The organism is Aeromonas sp. (assembly GCF_050252055.1).
GTDB classification, from domain to species: Bacteria; Pseudomonadota; Gammaproteobacteria; order Enterobacterales; family Aeromonadaceae; genus Aeromonas; species Aeromonas caviae.
Genome location: NZ_JBFWLQ010000008.1, coordinates 78,168 through 97,099, shown reverse-complemented (window position 1 = coordinate 97,099; position 18,932 = coordinate 78,168). Strand labels below are relative to the sequence as shown.

Annotated in this window: 22 protein-coding genes; 14 read left to right on the top strand and 8 right to left on the bottom strand. The window is 62.2% G+C overall.

Annotated features, from left to right (window positions below; all coding sequences use genetic code 11):
* Positions 1–170 precede the first annotated feature (170 nt).
* The 3 genes from yaaA to tapT are packed head-to-tail and all read right to left on the bottom strand — an operon-like array spanning position 171 to position 3,144.
* Positions 171–944, bottom strand: a complete 774-nt coding sequence (yaaA, locus tag AB7E19_RS15135; RefSeq protein WP_322130921.1) for a peroxide stress protein YaaA — start codon at positions 942–944, stop codon at positions 171–173.
* 32 nt (positions 945–976) lie between these two features.
* Positions 977–2,086 (bottom strand): PilT/PilU family type 4a pilus ATPase, encoded by a 1,110-nt coding sequence (locus tag AB7E19_RS15130; protein ID WP_041214461.1) that lies wholly within the window; start codon positions 2,084–2,086, stop codon positions 977–979.
* A 23-nt stretch (positions 2,087–2,109) separates the two neighbouring features.
* A complete protein-coding gene (gene tapT / locus AB7E19_RS15125; protein WP_010673050.1) occupies positions 2,110–3,144 on the bottom strand; it encodes a type IVa pilus ATPase TapT in 1,035 nt (344 codons plus the stop codon).
* Between the two features lie 39 nt (positions 3,145–3,183).
* Here tapT and AB7E19_RS15120 point away from each other — a divergent pair, with 39 nt between their 5' ends.
* The 5 genes from AB7E19_RS15120 (at position 3,184) to AB7E19_RS15100 (ending at position 6,145) form a co-directional block, all read left to right on the top strand.
* Positions 3,184–3,885, top strand: coding sequence for a YggS family pyridoxal phosphate-dependent enzyme (locus AB7E19_RS15120; RefSeq protein ID WP_322130923.1), 702 nt, complete (start codon positions 3,184–3,186; stop codon positions 3,883–3,885).
* 123 nt (positions 3,886–4,008) lie between these two features.
* Positions 4,009–4,833 (top strand): pyrroline-5-carboxylate reductase, encoded by an 825-nt coding sequence (gene proC, locus AB7E19_RS15115; protein ID WP_109112045.1) that lies wholly within the window; start codon positions 4,009–4,011, stop codon positions 4,831–4,833.
* Between the two features lie 23 nt (positions 4,834–4,856).
* Positions 4,857–5,408 carry a YggT family protein gene (locus tag AB7E19_RS15110; protein ID WP_010673053.1) on the top strand — a complete coding sequence of 184 codons (552 nt, stop codon included), beginning with the start codon at positions 4,857–4,859 and terminating at the stop codon, positions 5,406–5,408.
* Entirely contained in the window at positions 5,408–5,707 is a 300-nt protein-coding gene (yggU, locus tag AB7E19_RS15105) for a DUF167 family protein YggU (protein ID WP_010673054.1), read from the top strand. The genes AB7E19_RS15110 and yggU overlap by 1 nt, the downstream gene beginning before the upstream one ends.
* A gap of 18 nt (positions 5,708–5,725) precedes the next feature.
* On the top strand, positions 5,726–6,145 hold the full coding sequence (locus tag AB7E19_RS15100; protein WP_049636470.1) for a DUF4426 domain-containing protein: 420 nt from the start codon (positions 5,726–5,728) through the stop codon (positions 6,143–6,145).
* Positions 6,146–6,220: 75 nt separating this feature from the next.
* On the opposite strand, the gene AB7E19_RS15095 is transcribed toward AB7E19_RS15100, so the two are convergent.
* From AB7E19_RS15095 to AB7E19_RS15085, 3 genes are all read right to left on the bottom strand, one after another.
* The gene (locus tag AB7E19_RS15095; RefSeq protein WP_322130924.1) at positions 6,221–7,051 is read right to left on the bottom strand and encodes a CPBP family intramembrane glutamic endopeptidase; all 831 of its coding nucleotides are present in this window, start codon (positions 7,049–7,051) and stop codon (positions 6,221–6,223) included.
* 171 nt (positions 7,052–7,222) lie between these two features.
* Positions 7,223–7,513, bottom strand: coding sequence for a hypothetical protein (locus tag AB7E19_RS15090; protein ID WP_039039963.1), 291 nt, complete (start codon positions 7,511–7,513; stop codon positions 7,223–7,225).
* Positions 7,514–7,562: 49 nt separating this feature from the next.
* Positions 7,563–7,937, bottom strand: a complete 375-nt coding sequence (locus tag AB7E19_RS15085; RefSeq protein ID WP_039039964.1) for a YacL family protein — start codon at positions 7,935–7,937, stop codon at positions 7,563–7,565.
* A gap of 206 nt (positions 7,938–8,143) precedes the next feature.
* On the opposite strand from AB7E19_RS15085, the gene AB7E19_RS15080 reads away from it, so the two are divergent.
* From AB7E19_RS15080 to AB7E19_RS15050, 7 genes are all read left to right on the top strand, one after another.
* Positions 8,144–9,259, top strand: coding sequence for a sugar diacid recognition domain-containing protein (locus AB7E19_RS15080; RefSeq protein WP_213319898.1), 1,116 nt, complete (start codon positions 8,144–8,146; stop codon positions 9,257–9,259).
* Positions 9,260–9,378: 119 nt separating this feature from the next.
* The gene (locus AB7E19_RS15075; protein WP_039039966.1) at positions 9,379–10,641 is read left to right on the top strand and encodes a GntP family permease; all 1,263 of its coding nucleotides are present in this window, start codon (positions 9,379–9,381) and stop codon (positions 10,639–10,641) included.
* 9 nt (positions 10,642–10,650) lie between these two features.
* Entirely contained in the window at positions 10,651–11,784 is a 1,134-nt protein-coding gene (locus AB7E19_RS15070) for a glycerate kinase (protein WP_322130925.1), read from the top strand.
* A 261-nt stretch (positions 11,785–12,045) separates the two neighbouring features.
* On the top strand, positions 12,046–12,609 hold the full coding sequence (locus AB7E19_RS15065) for an NnrU family protein (RefSeq protein WP_042864457.1): 564 nt from the start codon (positions 12,046–12,048) through the stop codon (positions 12,607–12,609).
* A 59-nt stretch (positions 12,610–12,668) separates the two neighbouring features.
* Positions 12,669–13,205 carry a glutathione peroxidase gene (locus AB7E19_RS15060; RefSeq protein WP_010673063.1) on the top strand — a complete coding sequence of 179 codons (537 nt, stop codon included), beginning with the start codon at positions 12,669–12,671 and terminating at the stop codon, positions 13,203–13,205.
* An 82-nt stretch (positions 13,206–13,287) separates the two neighbouring features.
* On the top strand, positions 13,288–14,223 hold the full coding sequence (locus tag AB7E19_RS15055) for a LysR family transcriptional regulator (RefSeq protein ID WP_010673064.1): 936 nt from the start codon (positions 13,288–13,290) through the stop codon (positions 14,221–14,223).
* A 182-nt stretch (positions 14,224–14,405) separates the two neighbouring features.
* Positions 14,406–15,602, top strand: a complete 1,197-nt coding sequence (locus AB7E19_RS15050; protein WP_041214468.1) for a NupC/NupG family nucleoside CNT transporter — start codon at positions 14,406–14,408, stop codon at positions 15,600–15,602.
* 608 nt (positions 15,603–16,210) lie between these two features.
* Here the strand turns inward: AB7E19_RS15050 and AB7E19_RS15045 are convergent.
* The gene (locus AB7E19_RS15045) at positions 16,211–16,705 is read right to left on the bottom strand and encodes a methylated-DNA--[protein]-cysteine S-methyltransferase (RefSeq protein WP_069652217.1); all 495 of its coding nucleotides are present in this window, start codon (positions 16,703–16,705) and stop codon (positions 16,211–16,213) included.
* Between the two features lie 26 nt (positions 16,706–16,731).
* On the bottom strand, positions 16,732–17,148 hold the full coding sequence (arfB, locus tag AB7E19_RS15040) for an alternative ribosome rescue aminoacyl-tRNA hydrolase ArfB (protein WP_010673067.1): 417 nt from the start codon (positions 17,146–17,148) through the stop codon (positions 16,732–16,734).
* 201 nt (positions 17,149–17,349) lie between these two features.
* Here arfB and glnK point away from each other — a divergent pair, with 201 nt between their 5' ends.
* Positions 17,350–17,688: a P-II family nitrogen regulator gene (gene glnK, locus AB7E19_RS15035; protein ID WP_005332325.1), complete on the top strand. Its 339-nt coding sequence runs from the start codon at positions 17,350–17,352 to the stop codon at positions 17,686–17,688.
* A gap of 228 nt (positions 17,689–17,916) precedes the next feature.
* On the top strand, positions 17,917–18,924 hold the full coding sequence (locus tag AB7E19_RS15030; protein ID WP_322130926.1) for a Fe(3+) ABC transporter substrate-binding protein: 1,008 nt from the start codon (positions 17,917–17,919) through the stop codon (positions 18,922–18,924).
* Positions 18,925–18,932: the final 8 nt, after the last annotated feature.

Here is an 18,932-nt window from a genome sequence, read left to right as displayed (position 1 = left end):
GAAACGGCCATCCCAGGATGGCCGTTTTGCTGTCTGCTGCCTGGGGAGTGGCCTGAGAGAGGCGCAGAAAAAAGCCGACGCAAGGACGTCGGCCAACAAAAAGTGCTTACAACAGAGGATTCACAGAGTCAGACCCGAGGATCTCCGACTTGGTTCCCTTGAATGTGTAATTAATTTTCAGCGCGCTTGAACATCAGGGTATTGGCGTCGGACTCTTCCGGTACAAAGTAGTAGCCGTCGGCATTGAAACCGGTCAGCTGTTCCACCCGGGTGAGCCGATGCTTGATGATATGGCGTGCCATCATGCCGCGGGCCTTCTTGGCGTAGAAGCTGATGATCTTGAACTGGCCGTTCTTCTCGTCCTTGAAGACCGGGGTGATGATGCGCCCCTGCAGGGCTTTCGGGCGCACCGACTTGAAATACTCGTCGGAGGCGAGGTTGATCAGTACGTCGTCCCCCTGGGCCGCCAGCGCCTTGTTCAGGTGCGCAGTGATGATGTCGCCCCAGAACTGGTAGAGGTCCTTGCCGCGCTGGTTGTCGAGGCGGATCCCCATCTCCAGGCGGTAGGGCATCATGAGGTCAAGCGGCCGCAGTACGCCATAAAGGCCGGAGAGCATGCGCAGGTGGGCCTGGGCGAAGTCGAGGTCGGCCTCGCTGAAATCTTCTACGGCCAGACCGGTGTAGACGTCCCCCTTGAAGGCCAGCAGCGCCTGGCGGGCGTTGGCCGGCGTGAAGTCAGGCTGCCACTCGGTAAAGCGGGCGGCGTTGAGGCCGGCGAGCTTGTCGCTGATCTTCATCAGGCTGGCGATCTGGTCCGGGCTCAGTTGACGAGCCCGGGTGATCAGTGCTGCGGAGTGGTCCAGCAGTTCGGGTTGGGTGAAACGGGAGGTCACCAGGGGTGACTCGTAATCCAGCGTCTTGGCCGGGGAAACCACAATCAGCATAACTGTCCTTTACTAGCGGTGACGCACGCCCCTCATTCATCCAGGGTCACGTTGTCGAGAGTGCCTGCGCCCAGCTGCTCGCGACCCGACAGCTTGATGAGCAGTCGCAGGTCGTTGGCGGAGTCGGCATGGGCAAGGGCCTCACTGTAGCCAATTTGGCCGGCGCAGAACAGGCCGAACAGCGCCTGATCGAAGGTCTGCATACCGAGCTCGCCGGATTTGGTCATCACCTCCTTGAGTCTGTGCATCTCTCCCTTGCGGATGATGTCGGTGACGAGCGGGGTGTTGAGCAGGATCTCGAAGGCGGCGACCCGGCGCTGCCCGTGAGCGGAGGGGAGCAGCTGCTGGGCGACGATGGCGCGCAGGTTGAAGGAGAGATCGAACAGGAACTGGCGGTGCTTCTCCTGGGGGACCAGATGCAGGATGCGATCCAGCGCCTGGTTGGCATTGTTGGCGTGCAAGGTGGCGAGGCAGAGGTGCCCCGTCTCGGCGAACTGGATGGCGAACTCCATGGTCTCCTGAGAGCGGATTTCACCGATGAGGATGACATCCGGGGCCTGGCGCAGGGAATTTTTGAGGGCTACATCGAAGGATGCGGTGTCGATCCCCACCTCCCGCTGGGTCACCAGACAGCGATCGTGCTGATGGACGAACTCCACCGGATCCTCCACCGTCAGGATGTGGCCGTCACCGTGCTGGTTGCGAAAGCCGATCATGGCCGCCTGGGTGGTGGACTTGCCGGCGCCAGTGGCGCCGACGAAGAGCACCAGCCCGCGTTTGGCCATGGCGACCTCCTGCAGGATGGGAGGCAGCACCAGCTCGTCAAAGGTGGGGATGCGGGTCTCGATGCGGCGCAGCACCATGCCCGGCATATCCTGTTGCCAGAAGGCGCTGACCCGAAAGCGCCCCAGCGAGCCTCGCTGGATGGCGTAGTTGGCCTCGCGGGTGTGCAGGAAGCGCTCGAAGTGGGTCTCGTCCAGGCTTTCTCTGATCAACGCCAGCGCCGTCGTCTTGTCGAGGGGAGCCGGCCCGAGCGACACCAGACGCCCGTTGACCTTGAGGGTCGGGGGGGCATCGACCGTGATGAAGAGATCCGAGCCCTTTTGTTCAACCAGTGCGGCGAGCAGAACATCCATGTTCATGGCGACTCCTTGGGTGTGCGAGCTTAAATGGTATTGGGATCGACCGCCTTGGCCTTGGCATCGAGAGAGGCGACGACCCCCCGGTTGACCAGCTGCTTGAGGCTCTGGTCCATGGTCTGCATGCCGTGGGTCATCCCGGTCTGGATGACGGAATAGAGCTGGGCCACCTTGTCTTCCCGGATGAGGTTTCGCACCGCCGGGATCCCCAGCATGATCTCGTGGGCCGCCACCCGGCCGCCACCGATACGCTTGAGCAGGGTCTGGGAGATGACCGCCCGCAGGGATTCGGAGAGCATGGATCGCACCATGTCCTTCTCCGAGCCGGGGAAGACGTCGATGATGCGGTCGATGGTCTTGGCAGCCGAGGAGGTGTGCAGGGTGCCAAACACCAGGTGACCGGTTTCGGCGGCGGTCATGGCGAGGCGGATGGTTTCGAGGTCCCGCATTTCACCTACCAGGATGATATCCGGGTCTTCCCGCAGGGCCGAGCGCAGGGCGTTGCTGAAGCTCTTGGTGTCGCGGTGTACTTCCCGCTGGTTCACCAGGCAGCGCTTGTTCTCGTGCACGAATTCGATGGGATCCTCGATGGTGAGGATGTGGTGGTGGAAGTTGTCATTGATGTAATCGACCATGGCGGCCAGGGTGGTGGATTTGCCCGAGCCGGTGGGTCCAGTCACCAGCACCAGGCCGCGAGGGTACTCCGCTATCTTGCGAAATATCTCCGGCGCCCCCAGATCGTCCAGGGTCAGAACGGTGCTCGGGATGGTACGAAACACGGCGCCCGAGCCGCGCGCCTGCTGGAAGGCATTGACCCGAAAGCGTGCCATGCCGGGTACTTCGAAGGAGAAGTCCACCTCGAAGTTCTCCTCCAGCTCCTTGCGCTGGTGGTCATTCATGATGTCGTAAATGAGAGCATGGACTTCCCGGTGATCCAGGGCGGGCAAATTGATCTTGCGAACCTCCCCATCAACCCTGATCATCGGGGGGACCCCGGCCGAGAGGTGTAGATCCGAGGCCTTATGCTTTACACTGAATGCCAATAACTCTGTGATATCCATAGATTTGTTATTCTCCCATCACAAGATTACGAACGAAATATGAGCCAGATTGCCCAGCACCTGCTTCAGGTAAAGGAACGTATTGTAGAGGCTGCACGGCGTGTTGGCCGCAGCCCAGATCACATCCAGTTGCTTGCTGTCAGCAAAACCAAGCCGCTGGGGGACATTCAGGCTGCCTATGCCGCCGGTCAGCGGCGCTTTGGCGAATCCTACGCCCAGGAGGCCGCGCTCAAGATTGATGCCTTGCGCGAGCAGAACGCCTGTACAGACATAGAGTGGCACTTTATCGGTCCGCTGCAATCGAACAAGTCCAAGCTGGTGGCGGAGCGGTTCGACTGGGTTCAAAGTGTCGATCGCGACAAGCTCATCGAACGCCTCAACAACCAGAGACCGAGTGGGCTCGCGCCGCTAAATATCTGTCTGCAAATCAATATTAGCGGAGAGAGCAGCAAATCCGGTACGTCGGAGCAAGAGATTTTCCGCCTGGCCTCCCTGGTGGCCCAAAGCGAGCGGCTGCGGTTGCGCGGCCTGATGGCCATCCCCGAGCATACCTGCGACGAGGGGGTGCTGGCGGCCCAGATGGCGCGCATGCAGGCTCTGTTCACCGAACTTGCGCAACAATACCCGAGCGTCGACACCCTTTCGATGGGGATGACCGAGGATCTCGAGCTGGCCATTGCCCACGGCAGCACCATGGTGCGGGTCGGGACCGCCATCTTCGGGGCCCGTGACTATTCATGAGCAAGAGCCGGGGCGAAAAACACCCCGGTCGTGCTTTTTTTCAGGTAAACAGGCGCGTGTGATGCTGTCAGCCCGCACAGGCTGGGTAGGCATCCGCTGCGATGTCAGTAACAGGAGTGTTTGATGCAGCAGAGAACCCTCGCCTTCATCGGGGCAGGCAACATGAGCCGCAGTATCATTGCCGGCCTCATCCAGGCGGGTTACCCGGCAGAGCGTATCATCGCCGCCAATCCCAGCCGCCCCAAGCTGGACGAACTGGCCAGCCAGTTCGGCATCCGTATCACCCAGGACAACACCGAGGCGGCCCGCGAGGCCGAGGTGATCGTGCTGGCGGTCAAGCCCCAGCTGATGGCGGGCATGCTGACGACGCTGGTGGCCGAGCTTGGCTCGCTGGATGGCAAGTTGCTCATCTCCATCGCCGCCGGCATTCGCGTCGCGCGCTTGCAGGAGATGGCAGGCGGTCACGAGCGCATCATTCGCACCATGCCCAACACCCCCTCCTTGCTGGGGCTGGGGATGACCGGGCTCTATGCACCGCCCGCCATCGGGCAGGCCGATCGGGCGGTGGCCGAACAGATGATGCAATCCGTGGGCAAGACCCTCTGGGTGGATGAGGAGGCCGGCATCAACGGCGTCATCGCGGCGGCGGGCAGTGCCCCGGCCTACTTCTTCCTGTTCATGCAGGCGATTGCCGAGGAGGCCGAGGCCATGGGCTTTACGCCGGAGCAGGCCCGCCTGCTGGTGCAGCAAACCGCCCTGGGAGCGGCCGCCATGGTGGAGCAAAATCCCGATCTGTCGCTGCAGACCCTGCGCGAGCAGGTGACCAGCAAGGGCGGGACCACAGCCGAGGCCGTCAAGACATTCCAGGAGCAGGGGCTGATGCCGCTGACCGCAAGAGCCATGCAGGCGGCCGTTACCCGGGCCGGCGAAATGGAAACCCTTTTCTGAATCCCTTTTAGCAAGGAGCCCGGATGAACACGGCTTACTTTTTGATTAACACTGTCTTTGATCTCTACCTCATGGTGGTGCTGCTGCGGGTCTGGTTGCAGTGGGCGCGGGCCGACTTCTACAACCCCATGAGCCAGATGGTGGTCAAGCTGACCAACCCGCTGGTGGTGCCCCTGCGCCGCGTCATCCCGGGTTTTGGCGGGCTGGATATGGCCTCTGTGCTGCTGGCGCTGCTGATCGCCTTTGGCAAGTTGGTCCTGCTCAAGAGCATGAATGTGCTGCAGGCGGACTGGCTCACTCTCTGTCTGTTTGCGACGCTCACCGTGCTGAAGAAGGCGGGTTCCATGATCTTCTGGATCCTGCTTATCCGCGCCATCCTGAGCTGGGTAAGCCAGGGTCGCAACCCCATTGAATACGTGATGCACCAGCTCACTGAACCCTTCCTGGCCCCCATTCGCCGCATCCTGCCTGCACTGGGCGGGCTGGATCTCTCCGTGCTGGTCGCCTTCATCGCGCTGCAGGCCATCAACTACCTGATGGGGGATCTGTTCGGCCAGTTGTGGTGGATGATCTGATGCCCGCCGTCCTGCTGGAAGGGGACGAGCTGGTGTTGCATCTGATGATCCAGCCCAAGGCGAGCCGGGATCAGATCATCGGATTGCACGGTGACGAGTTGAAAGTGGCCATCACGGCACCGCCGGTGGATGGTCAGGCCAACAGTCACCTGATCAAGTACCTGGCCAAGCAGTGCAAGGTGGCCAAGGGGCAGGTTCGCATCCTGCGGGGGGAGCTGGGTCGGCACAAGACGGTCGCCATCGACGCGCCAAAGCAGATCCCCGCCGAGATTGCCGCTCTGCTCGATAATCAGGGTTGATACGAGAGGGATGACATCATGAAAACAGCCTGGATGAGTTGCCTGCTGGCACTCCTGATGACGCTGCCGCTGCGGGCTGAGCAGATGCAGGAGCTGGGCCCCTGGAAAGTGCACTACAGCGCGTTCAACTCCAGCTTCCTCACCCCCGAGGTAGCCAGGACCTATGGCCTGGAGCGCAGCCGCTATAACGGCATCGTCAATATCGCGGTGCAGAACAAGCAGGGGGTGGCACAGGCGGTGGGGATCAGCGGCGAAGCCCGCAATCTGACCGGCACCCTTCGCCCCCTGAATTTTCAGGAGGTGAAAGAGGGGAATGCCATCTATTACCTGGCAGTGCTGCCCTATCGCAATGAGGACACCTACCAGTTCACCCTGAAGATCATGGGGGAGGGGCAGCAGCAGACGCTGACCTTCCAGCAGACCTTCTACGTCGACTAGATTGCAGGGTGAATGCAGATGCCCTGCCCCCACGGGGGCGGGGCATTTTTTTGCCCGGTGAACCTGTGCTCGACGTCAGTGGCTGGCCAGGGGATAGGTAAACAGGGCCAGGTGGGCGAAGTTGAACAGGAAGTGGAGCAGGATGGCGACACTGAGGCGCCCGCTCAGCTGGAACGCCAGGCCATAGCAGGCCCCCGCCAGCGCGGCGAACAACACCAGCAACGGGCCACCGGCAAGATGGGCTGCGCCGAACAGCAGGCTGGCGACCAGGAGACCTGCCCAGGGCGTGCTTCGGCTTGCCACCCCTTGCTGGATGCATCCCCGGAACAGCGCTTCTTCCGCCACACAGGTGAACAACAGGTTGTTGAACGCGAACAGCCACCACCAGTGGGGCAGTCCCGCTTCGGGTTTGAGGGCGCCCAGTTGCCAGGCGGTGATGAGCAGGGCCGCGAGCGGCAGGATGAGCAGGGCCAGCGGCCGCCAGCGCATCGTTCCACCCGGGCCGAGCATGCCGGGGATGGCTAGCAGCAGGGCGAAGAAAATGAGCGGCTTGTCCAGATTGAGGTAGAGGGTGAAGGGCACGCTGGCCGGGCCCGCCTGTACCTTGTCGAGCACCCTGAGATTGTCAAAGCCGGGCACCAGATGCAGCGTCAGGGCGAGGGACCACAGTAGGACCAGCGTCAGTGTGACGCCGCGCCAGGGTGGGGGTAGGGTGGGAGTGCGCCAGGCCAGCAGCAGACCGGCGAGGCTGACAAGAGCGGCGAGGGGCGCGAGTCGCTCAAGCCAGAGGGCGGTAAGCAGGGCAAGTCCCAGCAGGAGCATGCCGGGCCTGGTCCGGCGGGCGAGGCAGCAGAGTACGGCCAGCCCCAGGACGAGCCAGATGAGGATATCGGGGAGTGGTAACATCGAGTCTCCTTGTATGAATGAAGGGCGCACCTTAACGATCCCCATGGTCTGGTTCAAGGAAAAGGGGGTGGCCGAGACTGGCCGGCAGAAGACGCGCAATGAAAAGCCGGAGCTGGGCTCCGGCTTGGACGGCGGCAAGATGCCACCGAGAGAGGCGATGGCCTTCCCGTATCAGCGACCGGACTCGGCGATGACCCGGGCGATGATGTCGGCGCGTTTGCTGGCTTCCAGCTCGCCCAGGGCGATGAGACCGGCCTTGAAGATGACGTTCTTCGGCAGACTGACGTCATCCAGGGTGGTGATGGCCTCGACGTGCATGCCGTTCAGGCGGCTGGCATCGCGCGGGCTCAGGTTGACCTGGGTGTTCAGCACCTGCTTGCCCTTCTTCTTGGGCTGGGCGGGTTTCTTCGGTTGATCCAGCTCGTCTTCCGGCAGTTCGTCATCAAAATCGTAAATGGACATAGTCAATCCTGTTGGGTTGCAAGGGGCATGCTCGCCCGAATGGGGGTAATCAGCCCATATCCTCGTTGCGGATAAAGGCGCGCCAGGAGCCGAGTACCTGGGCAAAATCTTCCAGCCCGCACATGGCCAGCTGTTCATCATCGTAGTAGGCGAGATCGTCGAGATCCTCGTCCTGCTCGATATTGAGGACATTGGCCTTCACCTCGGCTTCCTCGTGGGTCAGCAGCAGGGAGTAGTCGCCCCCCAGCAGCCGGTATTCGGTGCGGGCCCGGCTGGAGAGCTGGTCGATGATGGCGAACAGCTCGTCGAGCTTCTCCTCGTCCTTGCCCACCTCGTCGATCAACCACTGGCCGATGGCTTCATGGCCCATGGAGAACCGGGCGCGATAGCCACCGAACGGGTCGCGGCGAAATTCATAATCCATAGCGGAGTCCATATCGGAGGGTGAAACCACCACGGCGCAAAGCGGCATGATGCCGGATCCTTGATCCATGGTGGGGCACTGATAGCGTAAAGTGGCCTATTCTAGCGATCCCCCCCGCGCTTGTCTTGATGATGTGGGATCTTTAACGGGTGATCCCGGTGATGGCGCACGCCGGGGACCCTGTCAACGAATGGTATGGAGAGGCAATGCAGCTCAACGACGCGCTCGCGCATCAGATAGTCAGCCGGGCGATGAAGATCCTCTCGTTCTCGGTCAATGTCATGGATGAGCGGGGACTCATCATTGCGTCCGGCAATCCGGAGCGGCTGCACCAGCGCCACGAGGGGGCCGTGCTGGCCCTGACCGAGAACCGAGTGGTGGAGATAAGCGAGGCCACCGCCCGGGAGCTCAAGGGGGTGAGGCCCGGCATCAACCTGCCCATCGCCTATCAGGGGGAGCTGCTCGGCGTCATCGGCATCTCTGGGGATCCGGACATCGTGCGTGCTTACGCCGAGCTGGTGCGCATGACCGCCGAGCTCATCCTGGAACAGGCTGCACTCACCGAGCAGTTGCAGTGGGACAAGCGCCACAAGGAGGAGCTGGTGTTGCAGCTCATTCGCGGCGAAGGGCGGGCCGATCAACTGCAACAGGTGGCCCGCTTCCTCGAGCTGGATCTCGCCCAGCCCCGGGTGGTGGCCGTGCTGGCGCTGGAGGAGGCCGAGCCCGCCCAGGTGAGGGAGCTGGTTCACCTGCTGGAAAACCCGGAGCGGGACAACCTGGTGGCCATCAACGGCCTGGACGAGATAGTGGTGCTCAAACCCGCCCAGCTCAGCGACGGCGTCTGGCAGTCGGCGCAGGAGCGCAGCCGGATCCGGCAGCTGCTCTCCCGTATTCCCCATTTCAAGGTTCGCATCGGGGTGGGTGATTACTTCCCCGGCATCCCCGGGCTGGCGCTCTCCTACCAGACGGCGCGAGACACCTTGCGCCGTGGCATGCGCCAGTCGCCCCGCAAGCAGGTCTATTTCTTCGAGGATTACCGGCTTTCAGTGCTGCTCGGCACCCTGGCGGACTCCTGGCAGGCGGATCAGCTGCGGGCTCCGCTGCAAAAGCTGGCGCAGGAGGACACAAAGGGAACGCTGCAAAAGACGCTGCGCCAATATTTCTTGCAGGATTGTGATCTGCATCCCTGTGCCGAAGCCCTGTTCATTCACCCCAACACCCTGCGTTATCGACTGACCCGGATAGAGCAGATAACCGGCTTGAATTTCAATAAGTTAGATGACAAGTTTCTGCTCTATCTCGGGCTCAGTCTCGATAGCTGATTTGTCTTTTCCAACAAAAATAGAAGGTCGGTAAATGCTTTTTTTGGTTTTATGGCCAAAGCATTCCAGGCGGGGATCCCCATAATGGCGCCACTCATTACAACAACAAGGTGCCCGTCATGATCCCAGTCTCCGCGCTCGGCGCGCTCGCCGCGCTTTCCATCGCCATCTTCCTCATCCTGAAGAAGGTGCCGCCCGCTTACGGCATGATTGTCGGTGCCCTGGCCGGTGGCCTGATCGGTGGCGCCGACCTGACCCAGACCGTCGCCCTGATGATCGGCGGCGCCCAGGGGATCACCACGGCAGTGATGCGGATCCTGGCGGCGGGTGTGCTGGCCGGGGTGCTCATCGAATCGGGCGCCGCCACCACCATCGCCGAGACCATCGTCAAGAAACTCGGCGAAACCCGCGCCCTGCTGGCCCTGGCGCTGGCCACCCTGATCCTGACCGCGGTCGGCGTCTTCGTGGACGTGGCCGTCATCACGGTCGCCCCCATTGCGCTGGCCATCGCCCGCCGTGCCGATCTCTCCAAGGCGGCCATCCTGCTGGCGATGATAGGCGGTGGCAAGGCGGGCAACGTCATGTCTCCCAACCCCAACGCCATCGCGGCAGCCGATGCCTTCCACCTGCCTCTCACCTCGGTGATGGCGGCGGGCATCATTCCCGGCCTGTTCGGTCTGGTGATGGCCTACTGGCTCGCCAAGCGCCTCAATAACCGGGGCAGCAAGGTGGCCGCCGACGAGGTGGTGAGCTTTGACGGTGCCAAGTTGCCCGGCTTTGCCGCCGCCATCAGTGCGCCCCTGGTCGCCATCCTGCTGCTGGCCCTGCGTCCCATCGCCGGCATCGTGGTGGACCCGCTCATTGCGCTGCCCCTCGGCGGCCTGGTGGGGGCCCTGATGATGGGCAAGTTCACCAAGGTGAACCAGTTTGCCGTCTCGGGCCTGGCCCGCATGGCGCCGGTGGCCATCATGCTGCTGGGGACGGGTACCCTGGCGGGCATCATCGCCAACTCCGGCCTGAAAGATGTGCTCATCAGCGGCCTGACCGCTTCCGGTCTGCCCTCCTATCTGCTGGCCCCCATCTCCGGTGCCCTGATGTCGCTGGCGACCGCCTCGACCACGGCCGGGACCGTGGTGGCCTCCAACGTGTTCAGCGCCACTCTGATTGAACTGGGGATCAGCAGCCTGGCTGGGGCCGCCATGATCCACGCCGGCGCCACCGTGTTTGACCACATGCCCCACGGCTCCTTCTTCCATGCCACCGGCGGCAGCGTCCACATGGGCGTCGGCGAGCGACTCAAGCTCATCCCCTACGAAACCGCGGTCGGTCTGACCATCGCCGTTGTCTCCACCCTGATGTTTGGCGTGTTTGGCCTCGCCTAAGGAACTGATATGAAAATTGTGATCGCCCCCGATTCATTCAAGGAGAGCCTGAGCGCCATGGCGGTGGCCGATGCCATCGAGGCCGGTTTCAAGCAGGTGCTGCCGGATGCCACCTACGTCAAGCTGCCCATGGCCGATGGCGGCGAGGGGACGGTGCAGTCTCTGGTGGATGCCACCGGTGGTCGCATCCTGCCGGTCGAGGTGACCGCCCCCCTCGGCAACAGGGTGCAGGGCTTCGTGGGCCTGCTGGGGGATGGCAAGCGCGCCGTCATCGAGATGGCGGCGGCCTCCGGCCTGCATCTGGTGGCGCCCGAGCTGCGCAATCCGCGGCTCACCTCCAGTGTCGGCACCGGGGAGCTGATCCTGGCCGCACTGGAGATGGGGGTGGACCACCTCATCCTCGGCATCGGCGGCAGCGCCACCAATGACGGCGGTGCCGGCATGATCCAGGCACTCGGCGGCAAGCTCCTGAAAGCAGATGGTACCCCCATTGCGCCGGGCGGTGCCGGTCTGGCCGAGCTGGCCACCATCGACCTGAGCGGGCTGGATCCCCGTCTGACCGAACTCACCATCGAGGTGGCCTGCGACGTGGACAATCCGCTGTGCGGCCCGAAAGGGGCGTCCGCCGTGTTCGGTCCGCAGAAGGGGGCAACTCCCGAGATGGTGGCCGAGCTGGATGCCAATCTGGCCCGTTACGCGGACTGCATCGAGCAGGCGCTTGGCAAGCAGGTGAAGGAGATCCCGGGAACGGGGGCCGCAGGCGGCATGGGGGCAGCCCTGGTGGGGCTGCTCGGCGCCGAGCTCAAACCCGGCATCCGGATCGTCATCGAGGCCCTGAACCTGGCCGAGGCGGTGGCCGATGCGGATCTGGTCATCACCGGCGAGGGCCGCATCGACAGCCAGACCATCCACGGCAAGACGCCCATCGGGGTGGCTCGCTGTGCCAAGCAGTTCGGCAAGCCGGTGATCGGCATCGCCGGATGCCTCACCGATGACTGCGGCGTGGTGCACGAGCATGGGCTGGATGCGGTGTTCGCCGTGGTCAATCGGGCCATGTCCCTGCCGGAGGCGCTGGCCACCGCCACCACCAACCTGCAGCTCACGGCCCGCAACGTGGCGGCTCTCTACCTGCTGCGCAAATGACCCTCTCTCCTGGCCGATGCGGTGCATCGGCCTGACCCTGCCCCGTGCAGCAGAGTGAGCGGCCCGGCGTGGCACCTCTGACGCACTTGCCGATCCTTGGGTCGGCTTTTTTTATTATCCTGCTGTCTTTCATATGGTTTTTGTATTCTGAGAAGGGGCTTTGCGGCATAGTGATCTCCCGACAGTGAGGGAGCCACGAGAAACAAGGCCCGCCTGAGGGAGGGCTTCCCATTCCGGGGGGCAATATGCGAGGAGCGAGCCATGATCCTGCTGACCCTGGGGGTGGTGTTGTTCACCCTGACTCATCTTTACCCCTGTTTCGCGGCACAGCACCGCGCCCGTCTGCGGGAGCGGCTGGGGGAGAACCGCTACAAGGGGCTCTTCTCGCTGCTGGTGTTCGTCGCCATCGGCTGCATCCTCGCAGGCTGGCGCAGTGCCAGCCCCATGCCCCTCTATTTTCTGCCTGTCTGGGGCCCCACCCTGGTGATGGGGATCATGCCGATCGCCCTTGTCCTGCTGTGTGCGGGGCAGGGGGCGAACCATTTCCGCCGTTGGCTGGTGCATCCCCAGCTGCTCGGGGTGCTGCTCTGGTCGGGGGCCCATCTGGCGGTGAACAGCGAGGCGCGCTCCCTGGTGCTGTTTGGCGGGCTCGGTCTCTGGGCTCTCATCAGCATCGTCTGGATTTCGATGCGGGAGTGGGGTCGTCACCCCCGTGCCGCCGCCACCTGGCAGGGGACGGGGATCAGTCTGGGGGCGGGGCTGGCCCTCACGGCTCTGCTTATCTTCTGGGGACACGGCTGGCTGACCGGGATCCCCCTGCACTGATCCCTGAACCAGATTCCGGGGTCTTGCGTATGATGGACAAAACAATGGGAGTCACGTCGATGAAATGGTTCACCCTGCTGCTGATGCTCGGCTCGGGCGCGGTCTCCGCCGCCTGCCCCGATTACTTCAACGTGGAGATGCGGGAGCTCAACAGCACCCAGCGCCACAACCTCTGCCAGTTGACCGAGGGCAAGGTGGTGCTGGTGGTCAACACCGCCTCCTACTGCGGTTACAGCGGTCAGTTCCGGGATCTGGAAGCCCTCTATCAGGGCTACAAGGAGAAGGGACTGATGGTGCTGGGCTTCCCCTCCAACGATTTCTGGCAGGAGGCGGGCAACGAGAACAAAACCGCCGAGGTGTGCCGCCGGGACTATGGGGTGACCTTCCCCATGTTCAACCGGGTGGCGGTGCGGGGTTCGGATGCGGTGCCGCTGTTCAAGGGGCTGGCCGCGGCTGCCGACGGTGATGCGCCCAACTGGAACTTCCACAAGTACCTGGTCGGGCGGGACGGCAAGCTGATTGCGAGCTATGGCGCCAACCAGAATCCGTCGGATGATCCTCTCAAACAGCAGATCATCGATGCCCTGGGGCACTGACCCTACCCCATGGCGGGCCGCTCTGGAATAATGCGGCCCCGCCATCCACTCCGGTGACTCCGTGCTGCAACGTCTTCCCCAAATGGTGATCTTCGATGCCCTGGTTCGTGAACAGGGCATCTCGGCGGCTGCGCGCCGCCTCGGGGTCTCCAAATCCCATATCAGCAAGCAGCTCGCCCTGCTGGAAACCGCGCTCGGCGCCCAGCTGGTACAGCGCACTACCCGCCGTTTCGGGCTCACCGAACTGGGTCAGGAGTATGCCCGCCACTGCCGCGCTCTGGTGGCGGTGGCACTGGAGGCGGAGTCCATGGTGGCGGAGCGCCGTGGCAAGGTGAGCGGCGTGCTCCATCTGGGGGTTGGTCAATCCTTCGGGCGGTTGCACGTGATCCCGCGCCTCAAGGCGTTTCAGGCACGTTATCCGGATCTGGAGCTGGAGGTGTCCCTGTTCGATCACCGCACCAATCTGGTGGATGAGGGGCTGGATCTCTGGATCACCACCTACGAGGACAAACCCGAGTCCCTGGTAGGGCAGCGACTGGCAGACATCGGTTTCGTGCTGGTGGCCTCGCCGGATTATCTGCTGAGTCACGGCACGCCACTGCACCCCAGGGATCTGGCCCATCACAATTGCATCACCTACCAGAGCCGGGAGCGGCGCTACCACGAGTGGTCATTTCGCCAGGGCAAGGAGCGCCAGACGGTGCAGGTGGCGGGCAACTATCGGGTGGATCTGGCGGAAGCGGTGCGGGACGCCGCCCTGGCCGGGCTCGGCATCGCCTATGTGGCCAACTACCTGCTGGACAAGGAGCTGCAATCTGGTCAGCTCATCCCTCTGCTGCCCCAGTGGCAACCGAACCAGAAGATGGCGGTGCACGCCGTCTATGCCAGGCGAGAGCATCTGGATCCCAAGATCCGCCTCTTCATCGACTTCCTCAAGGAGAGCTTCGGACCCGGGCCCTACTGGGCGCAGCGACTCGCACCCTGGCTCGGGGGGAAATTGTCCGGCACCGAGGAATAATCGTTTCCATACAAGAACACTGGCGTGAGTGCGGTTTCAAAGTTGTGTCAAATCAGTCAGTTGGCGCAACCGATATCGTGCAAACGTTTTTGCTAACAGGGTTGTAACCCGGCAGGGTTGCGGCGGTGAGGGGAGGGGAGCAAAATCCGCGCCCATCTTCAGCCTCACTGGATGGAATCCCCATGATTGCCCTGCTTGGTATCCTGAGCATCCTGGCCCTGGCCGCACTCTGCTCTGATAATCGCCGTCGTATCCCGTTGCGAACAGTGGGCTTTGCCCTCTGCCTGCAAGTGCTCTTCGCCGCCCTGGTGCTCTGGCTGCCCGCCGGTCAGCAGGTATTGAACGGTGTCAGCGAGAGCGTCAGCAGCGTCATCGGCTACGGCCAGGAGGGGATTGCCTTCCTGTTCGGGGATCTGGCCAAGTTCAAGCTGGGCTTCATCTTCGCCTTCAACGTGCTGCCGGTGATCATCTTCTTCTCCGCGCTGATCGCCATCCTCTATCACATCGGCCTGATGCCCAAAGTGATCGCCCTGCTCGGCGGCGGCCTGCAGAAATTGCTGGGCACCGGCCGCGCCGAGAGCCTCTCTGCCACCGCCAACATCTTCGTCGGCATGGTGGAAGCGCCGCTGGTGGTCAAACCCTATCTCTCCAGGATGTCCGATTCCCAGTTCTTTGCGGTGATGAGCTGCGGACTGGCCTCGGTAGCTGGCGGCACCCTGGTGGGCTACGCCAGCATCGGGGTCGAGCTGAAATACCTGATTGCGGCGGCCTTCATGTCCGCCCCTGCCGGGCTTGCCATGGCCAAGATCCTGGTGCCGCCCGCCGCGCAAGAGGAAGATCACCACGAAGACGTGGAGATCCCCCGCGCCACCAACGTCATTGAAGCGGCCGCCGATGGCGCCATGGCGGGTCTCAACATCGCCGTCGCCGTGGGGGCGACCCTGCTGGCCTTCGTCGGCGTGATCGCCCTGCTCAACGGCCTGCTGGGCTGGGCCGGCGACCTGGTGGGGCTGGAGCTGAGCTTCCAGATCATCCTGGGCTGGCTGTTTGCCCCCGTCTCCTGGCTCATCGGCGTACCCTGGGATCAGGCCCAGGCGGCTGGGGCGCTTATCGGCACCAAGATCGTCATCAACGAGTTCGTCGCCTTCATCGCCCTGGTGCAGGATCAGACCCTGAACGAGTCGAGCAAGGCCATCGTCACCTTCGCCCTGTGCGGTTTCGCCAATATCTCTTCCATGGCGATCCTCATCGGCGGCCTGGGGGCCATGGTGCCGGAGCGCAAGTCCTTCATCGCCCGCTACGGCATGCGCGCCATCCTGGCGGGGGTGTTGGCAAACCTGATGAGCGCCTCCCTGGCAGGCTTGTTCCTCGCCCTCTGATAGACCCTGGAAGTCAGCACCTTCCGGTCATTGCCCGCTTCGGCGGGCTTTTTTGCACCCGGTTGCAGGCAAAAAAAAGCGCCTCTGGGGAGGCGCGGGGAAAAGACAGATTGGAAGCGTCACATGGGTGCCACCTGAATGAGGGATGAGCCGTCCCATCCAAGTGTGAAGCCATGATGCCTGATGCTCTCTGAAGCGCTTCTGAGGCGATTCTTCATACTGTGTTCATTTTCAAAATGCTGCCGTAATGTGGTTTTTAAATGATTGATGCTGAAATAAAATAAATAATCAGTGATTTATTTTGTTGTGCGGCTCAAAGGAAAGATGAATCGGGGCGGTGGGCATGCTCCTGCCATGGGGCGGATCCGTCGGAATATTATCCCGATGTCTGCTCAACGCATCACGCAACCATGCTGCCAGATGGCAAGCAACTAGCATGTGATGGGGGTGTTGCCCGTCATGGGCAGTGCAACGCCGCCTGCGGTCTGCTGTTGGGACCAGCAACTCGCATGTGATGGAGATGCCGCTCGTCAGAGGATCCGCGCGAGTGGCCTGCGGTCTGTGGTGCCTGCACTCGCAACCCGCATTTGACAGGGAGGTGCGCCCTTTCATGGGGTCAGCGCGAAGTGGTCTGCGGTCTCCTGCTCCAGTGCCAGCAACCAGCGCTTGATGGGGATGCCTCCCCCGTAGCCGGTCAGTTCACCGCTGCGCCCTATGACCCTGTGGCAGGGCACTATGATGCTGAGGGGATTGCGGCCGTTGGCGGCGCCCACCGCCCGCACGGCCCTGGGGTTGCCGATGGCCTCTGCAATCTGGAGGTAGCTGACGGTCTCGCCGTAGGGAATGTCGCACAACGCCCGCCACACGGCCTGCTGGAATGGTGTGCCCGTGGCGGCCAGGGGGAGATCGAAGCGCCGCAGGCGGCCGGCAAAGTAGGCGGCAAACTGCTCGACAAAGGGGGCCAGGGCGACATCATCCCGCTGCCACTCCGGTTGCGGCAGGACGGGGCGCTCCCCTTGCATGAATTCCACGTGGCGCAGCCCGGCCCCATCGATGGCGATGAGCAGGGGCCCCTTGGCACATTCACAAAAGCTGTACTGCATTCTCTTGTCCTCGGGGTTGTGGCAGGTCACTCCAGCACGGGCTTGCCGCGGGTGGATTTGATCTCTCCCTTGCGTTTCTTGGCATCGACCCGCTTGCGTTGGGAGCTGCGGGTCGGCTTGGTGGCGTGGCGGGCCTTGGGGCGCCACGCGGCTTTTTTCAGCAGCTCGGTCAGGCGGCTCATGGCCTCCTTGCGATTCATGTCCTGGCTGCGATGGGTCTCGACCCTGATCTGGATGAAGCCGTCGTGAACCCGGCTGTCGCTGAGCCGCTCCAGTCCCTCCTTGTAGAGCGGCGGCAGGCTGGGGGAGTCGCGATAATCGAAGCGCAGCCAGACGGCGGAGTCGGTCTTGTTGACGTGCTGGCCGCCATTGCCCTGGGCCCGCATGGTCTGGAATTGCAGTTCATGCCAGGGGATGATCACGCTGTTGGAGATGACTAACATGGGGTGATGCTCTCATTTGGTGCATCAAGGGAGTCTGGTGCAGCTTGGTGCCTCATTATGGGGCGAGATGCGCTTCCTTGGTGATCCTGAGCCTTTCTGGCTCAGAGTGTCATGTCTATCTATATGAAAATAAAAGATAAAAATACTTGGCACAAGAATTGATGACCCATTCGTGACATACCATGGATTGGGAGCAACCAGATGAAGCTGATTACTGCGATTATCAAACCTTTCAAGTTGGACGACGTGCGCGAGGCCATCGCCAACCTGGGGGTGGAAGGCCTGACCGTCTCCGAAGTGAAGGGTTTTGGTCGCCAGAAGGGGCACACCGAATTATACCGGGGGGCCGAGTACCAGGTCGACTTTCTGCCGAAGGTGAAGCTGGAGATCGCCACCGCAGACGAGAATGTCGAAGGGGTGATCGAGGCCATCTGCAAGGCGGCCTATACCGGCAAGATCGGTGACGGCAAGATTTTCGTCTATGACCTGCTGCAAGCGGTGCGTATTCGTACTGGTGAGAGCGACGACGAGGCGCTCTGAGTGCGCTCCTTTGCCCGGCCGGATCGGGCAAAGGTCCGGGCAGGTTCTGCCGACAGTGTGAATGGGTGGTCGTCGAAAGACCGGATGGGATTCCATCCGGTCTTTTTGTTTGGCCGCTGATTAAATAGATCGTTCCAACCTAGCAAACCGCCTTGATCCTCTCCTCCCGATTCATGCAGAATGCAAACGAAAATGGTTATCACTCTTTACGCAGACAAGGAACGGATGATGAAAATGAAGATGTTGGCACTGGCTTTCTCCACGCTTGTCGCCCAGTCGGCGTTCGCCGCCCAGGAGGTAAACGTCTATTCGAACCGTCAGGATGAGCTGATCAAGCCCATCATCCAGCAGTTCGAGAAGGAGACCGGGATCAAGGTCAATGTGGTGTTTGCCAAAGAGGGGCTGAACGAGCGTCTGGAACGGGAAGGCAAGCTCTCTCCGGCCGATCTGATGCTGACCGTGGACATCAGCCGTCTGACCGAGCTGGTGGACAAGGACCTGGTGCAGCCTGTGGACAGCAAGACGCTGCAGGAGAACATCCCCTCCATCTATCGCGATCCGGACAACCGCTGGTTCGCCCTGACCACCCGGGTGCGTGCCATCTACTCCAGCAAGGAGCGTCTTGGCAAGCTCGACACCATCCGCTACGAAGATCTGGTCAAGCCTGAATTCAAAGGAAAAATTTGTACCCGTAGCGGCAAGCACGAGTACAATGTGGCGCTGGTTTCGTCCATGATTGCCCATCACGGCATGGCGGATACCAAGGCCTGGCTGGAAGGGATCAAGGCCAACCTGGCGCGTAAGCCCCAGGGCAACGACCGTGATCAGGTCAAGGCGATCAAGGACGGCATCTGTGATGTCTCCCTGGGCAACAGCTACTACCTGGGTGCCATGTTGAAGGACCCGGCGCAGAAGTCCTGGGCCGACGCGGTGGAAATCAACTTCCCGAATCAGGGTGATCGCGGTGCCCACGTCAACGTGAGCGGCGTGGCCATGACCAAGTATGCCAAGAACAAGGAAGCAGCACAGAAGCTGATGGAGTTCCTCTCCGGGGATACCGCCCAGCACATGTATGCTGATGTGAATGCCGAGTACCCGGTCAAGGCGGGGGTCGAGCCTTCTGCCATGGTCAAGTCCTGGGGCACGTTCAAGTCTGACCCCATGCCGGTCAGCGATTATGCCAAGCACCGCAAGGACGCCTTGCAACTGCTGGATGAAGTGAAATTCGACTTGTAATCAGATGG

What these genes read in the sequence shown, in the direction of transcription:
- yaaA (WP_322130921.1), bottom strand. Translation starts at nt 944, where the DNA reads ATGCTGATTGTGGTTTCCCCGGCCAAGACGCTGGATTACGAGTCACCC.
- AB7E19_RS15130 (WP_041214461.1), bottom strand. Translation starts at nt 2,086, where the DNA reads ATGAACATGGATGTTCTGCTCGCCGCACTGGTTGAACAAAAGGGCTCG.
- tapT (WP_010673050.1), bottom strand. Translation starts at nt 3,144, where the DNA reads ATGGATATCACAGAGTTATTGGCATTCAGTGTAAAGCATAAGGCCTCG.
- AB7E19_RS15120 (WP_322130923.1), top strand. Translation starts at nt 3,184, where the DNA reads ATGAGCCAGATTGCCCAGCACCTGCTTCAGGTAAAGGAACGTATTGTA.
- proC (WP_109112045.1), top strand. Translation starts at nt 4,009, where the DNA reads ATGCAGCAGAGAACCCTCGCCTTCATCGGGGCAGGCAACATGAGCCGC.
- AB7E19_RS15110 (WP_010673053.1), top strand. Translation starts at nt 4,857, where the DNA reads ATGAACACGGCTTACTTTTTGATTAACACTGTCTTTGATCTCTACCTC.
- yggU (WP_010673054.1), top strand. Translation starts at nt 5,408, where the DNA reads ATGCCCGCCGTCCTGCTGGAAGGGGACGAGCTGGTGTTGCATCTGATG.
- AB7E19_RS15100 (WP_049636470.1), top strand. Translation starts at nt 5,726, where the DNA reads ATGAAAACAGCCTGGATGAGTTGCCTGCTGGCACTCCTGATGACGCTG.
- AB7E19_RS15095 (WP_322130924.1), bottom strand. Translation starts at nt 7,051, where the DNA reads ATGTTACCACTCCCCGATATCCTCATCTGGCTCGTCCTGGGGCTGGCC.
- AB7E19_RS15090 (WP_039039963.1), bottom strand. Translation starts at nt 7,513, where the DNA reads ATGTCCATTTACGATTTTGATGACGAACTGCCGGAAGACGAGCTGGAT.
- AB7E19_RS15085 (WP_039039964.1), bottom strand. Translation starts at nt 7,937, where the DNA reads ATGGATTATGAATTTCGCCGCGACCCGTTCGGTGGCTATCGCGCCCGG.
- AB7E19_RS15080 (WP_213319898.1), top strand. Translation starts at nt 8,144, where the DNA reads ATGCAGCTCAACGACGCGCTCGCGCATCAGATAGTCAGCCGGGCGATG.
- AB7E19_RS15075 (WP_039039966.1), top strand. Translation starts at nt 9,379, where the DNA reads ATGATCCCAGTCTCCGCGCTCGGCGCGCTCGCCGCGCTTTCCATCGCC.
- AB7E19_RS15070 (WP_322130925.1), top strand. Translation starts at nt 10,651, where the DNA reads ATGAAAATTGTGATCGCCCCCGATTCATTCAAGGAGAGCCTGAGCGCC.
- AB7E19_RS15065 (WP_042864457.1), top strand. Translation starts at nt 12,046, where the DNA reads ATGATCCTGCTGACCCTGGGGGTGGTGTTGTTCACCCTGACTCATCTT.
- AB7E19_RS15060 (WP_010673063.1), top strand. Translation starts at nt 12,669, where the DNA reads ATGAAATGGTTCACCCTGCTGCTGATGCTCGGCTCGGGCGCGGTCTCC.
- AB7E19_RS15055 (WP_010673064.1), top strand. Translation starts at nt 13,288, where the DNA reads ATGGTGATCTTCGATGCCCTGGTTCGTGAACAGGGCATCTCGGCGGCT.
- AB7E19_RS15050 (WP_041214468.1), top strand. Translation starts at nt 14,406, where the DNA reads ATGATTGCCCTGCTTGGTATCCTGAGCATCCTGGCCCTGGCCGCACTC.
- AB7E19_RS15045 (WP_069652217.1), bottom strand. Translation starts at nt 16,705, where the DNA reads ATGCAGTACAGCTTTTGTGAATGTGCCAAGGGGCCCCTGCTCATCGCC.
- arfB (WP_010673067.1), bottom strand. Translation starts at nt 17,148, where the DNA reads ATGTTAGTCATCTCCAACAGCGTGATCATCCCCTGGCATGAACTGCAA.
- glnK (WP_005332325.1), top strand. Translation starts at nt 17,350, where the DNA reads ATGAAGCTGATTACTGCGATTATCAAACCTTTCAAGTTGGACGACGTG.
- AB7E19_RS15030 (WP_322130926.1), top strand. Translation starts at nt 17,917, where the DNA reads ATGAAAATGAAGATGTTGGCACTGGCTTTCTCCACGCTTGTCGCCCAG.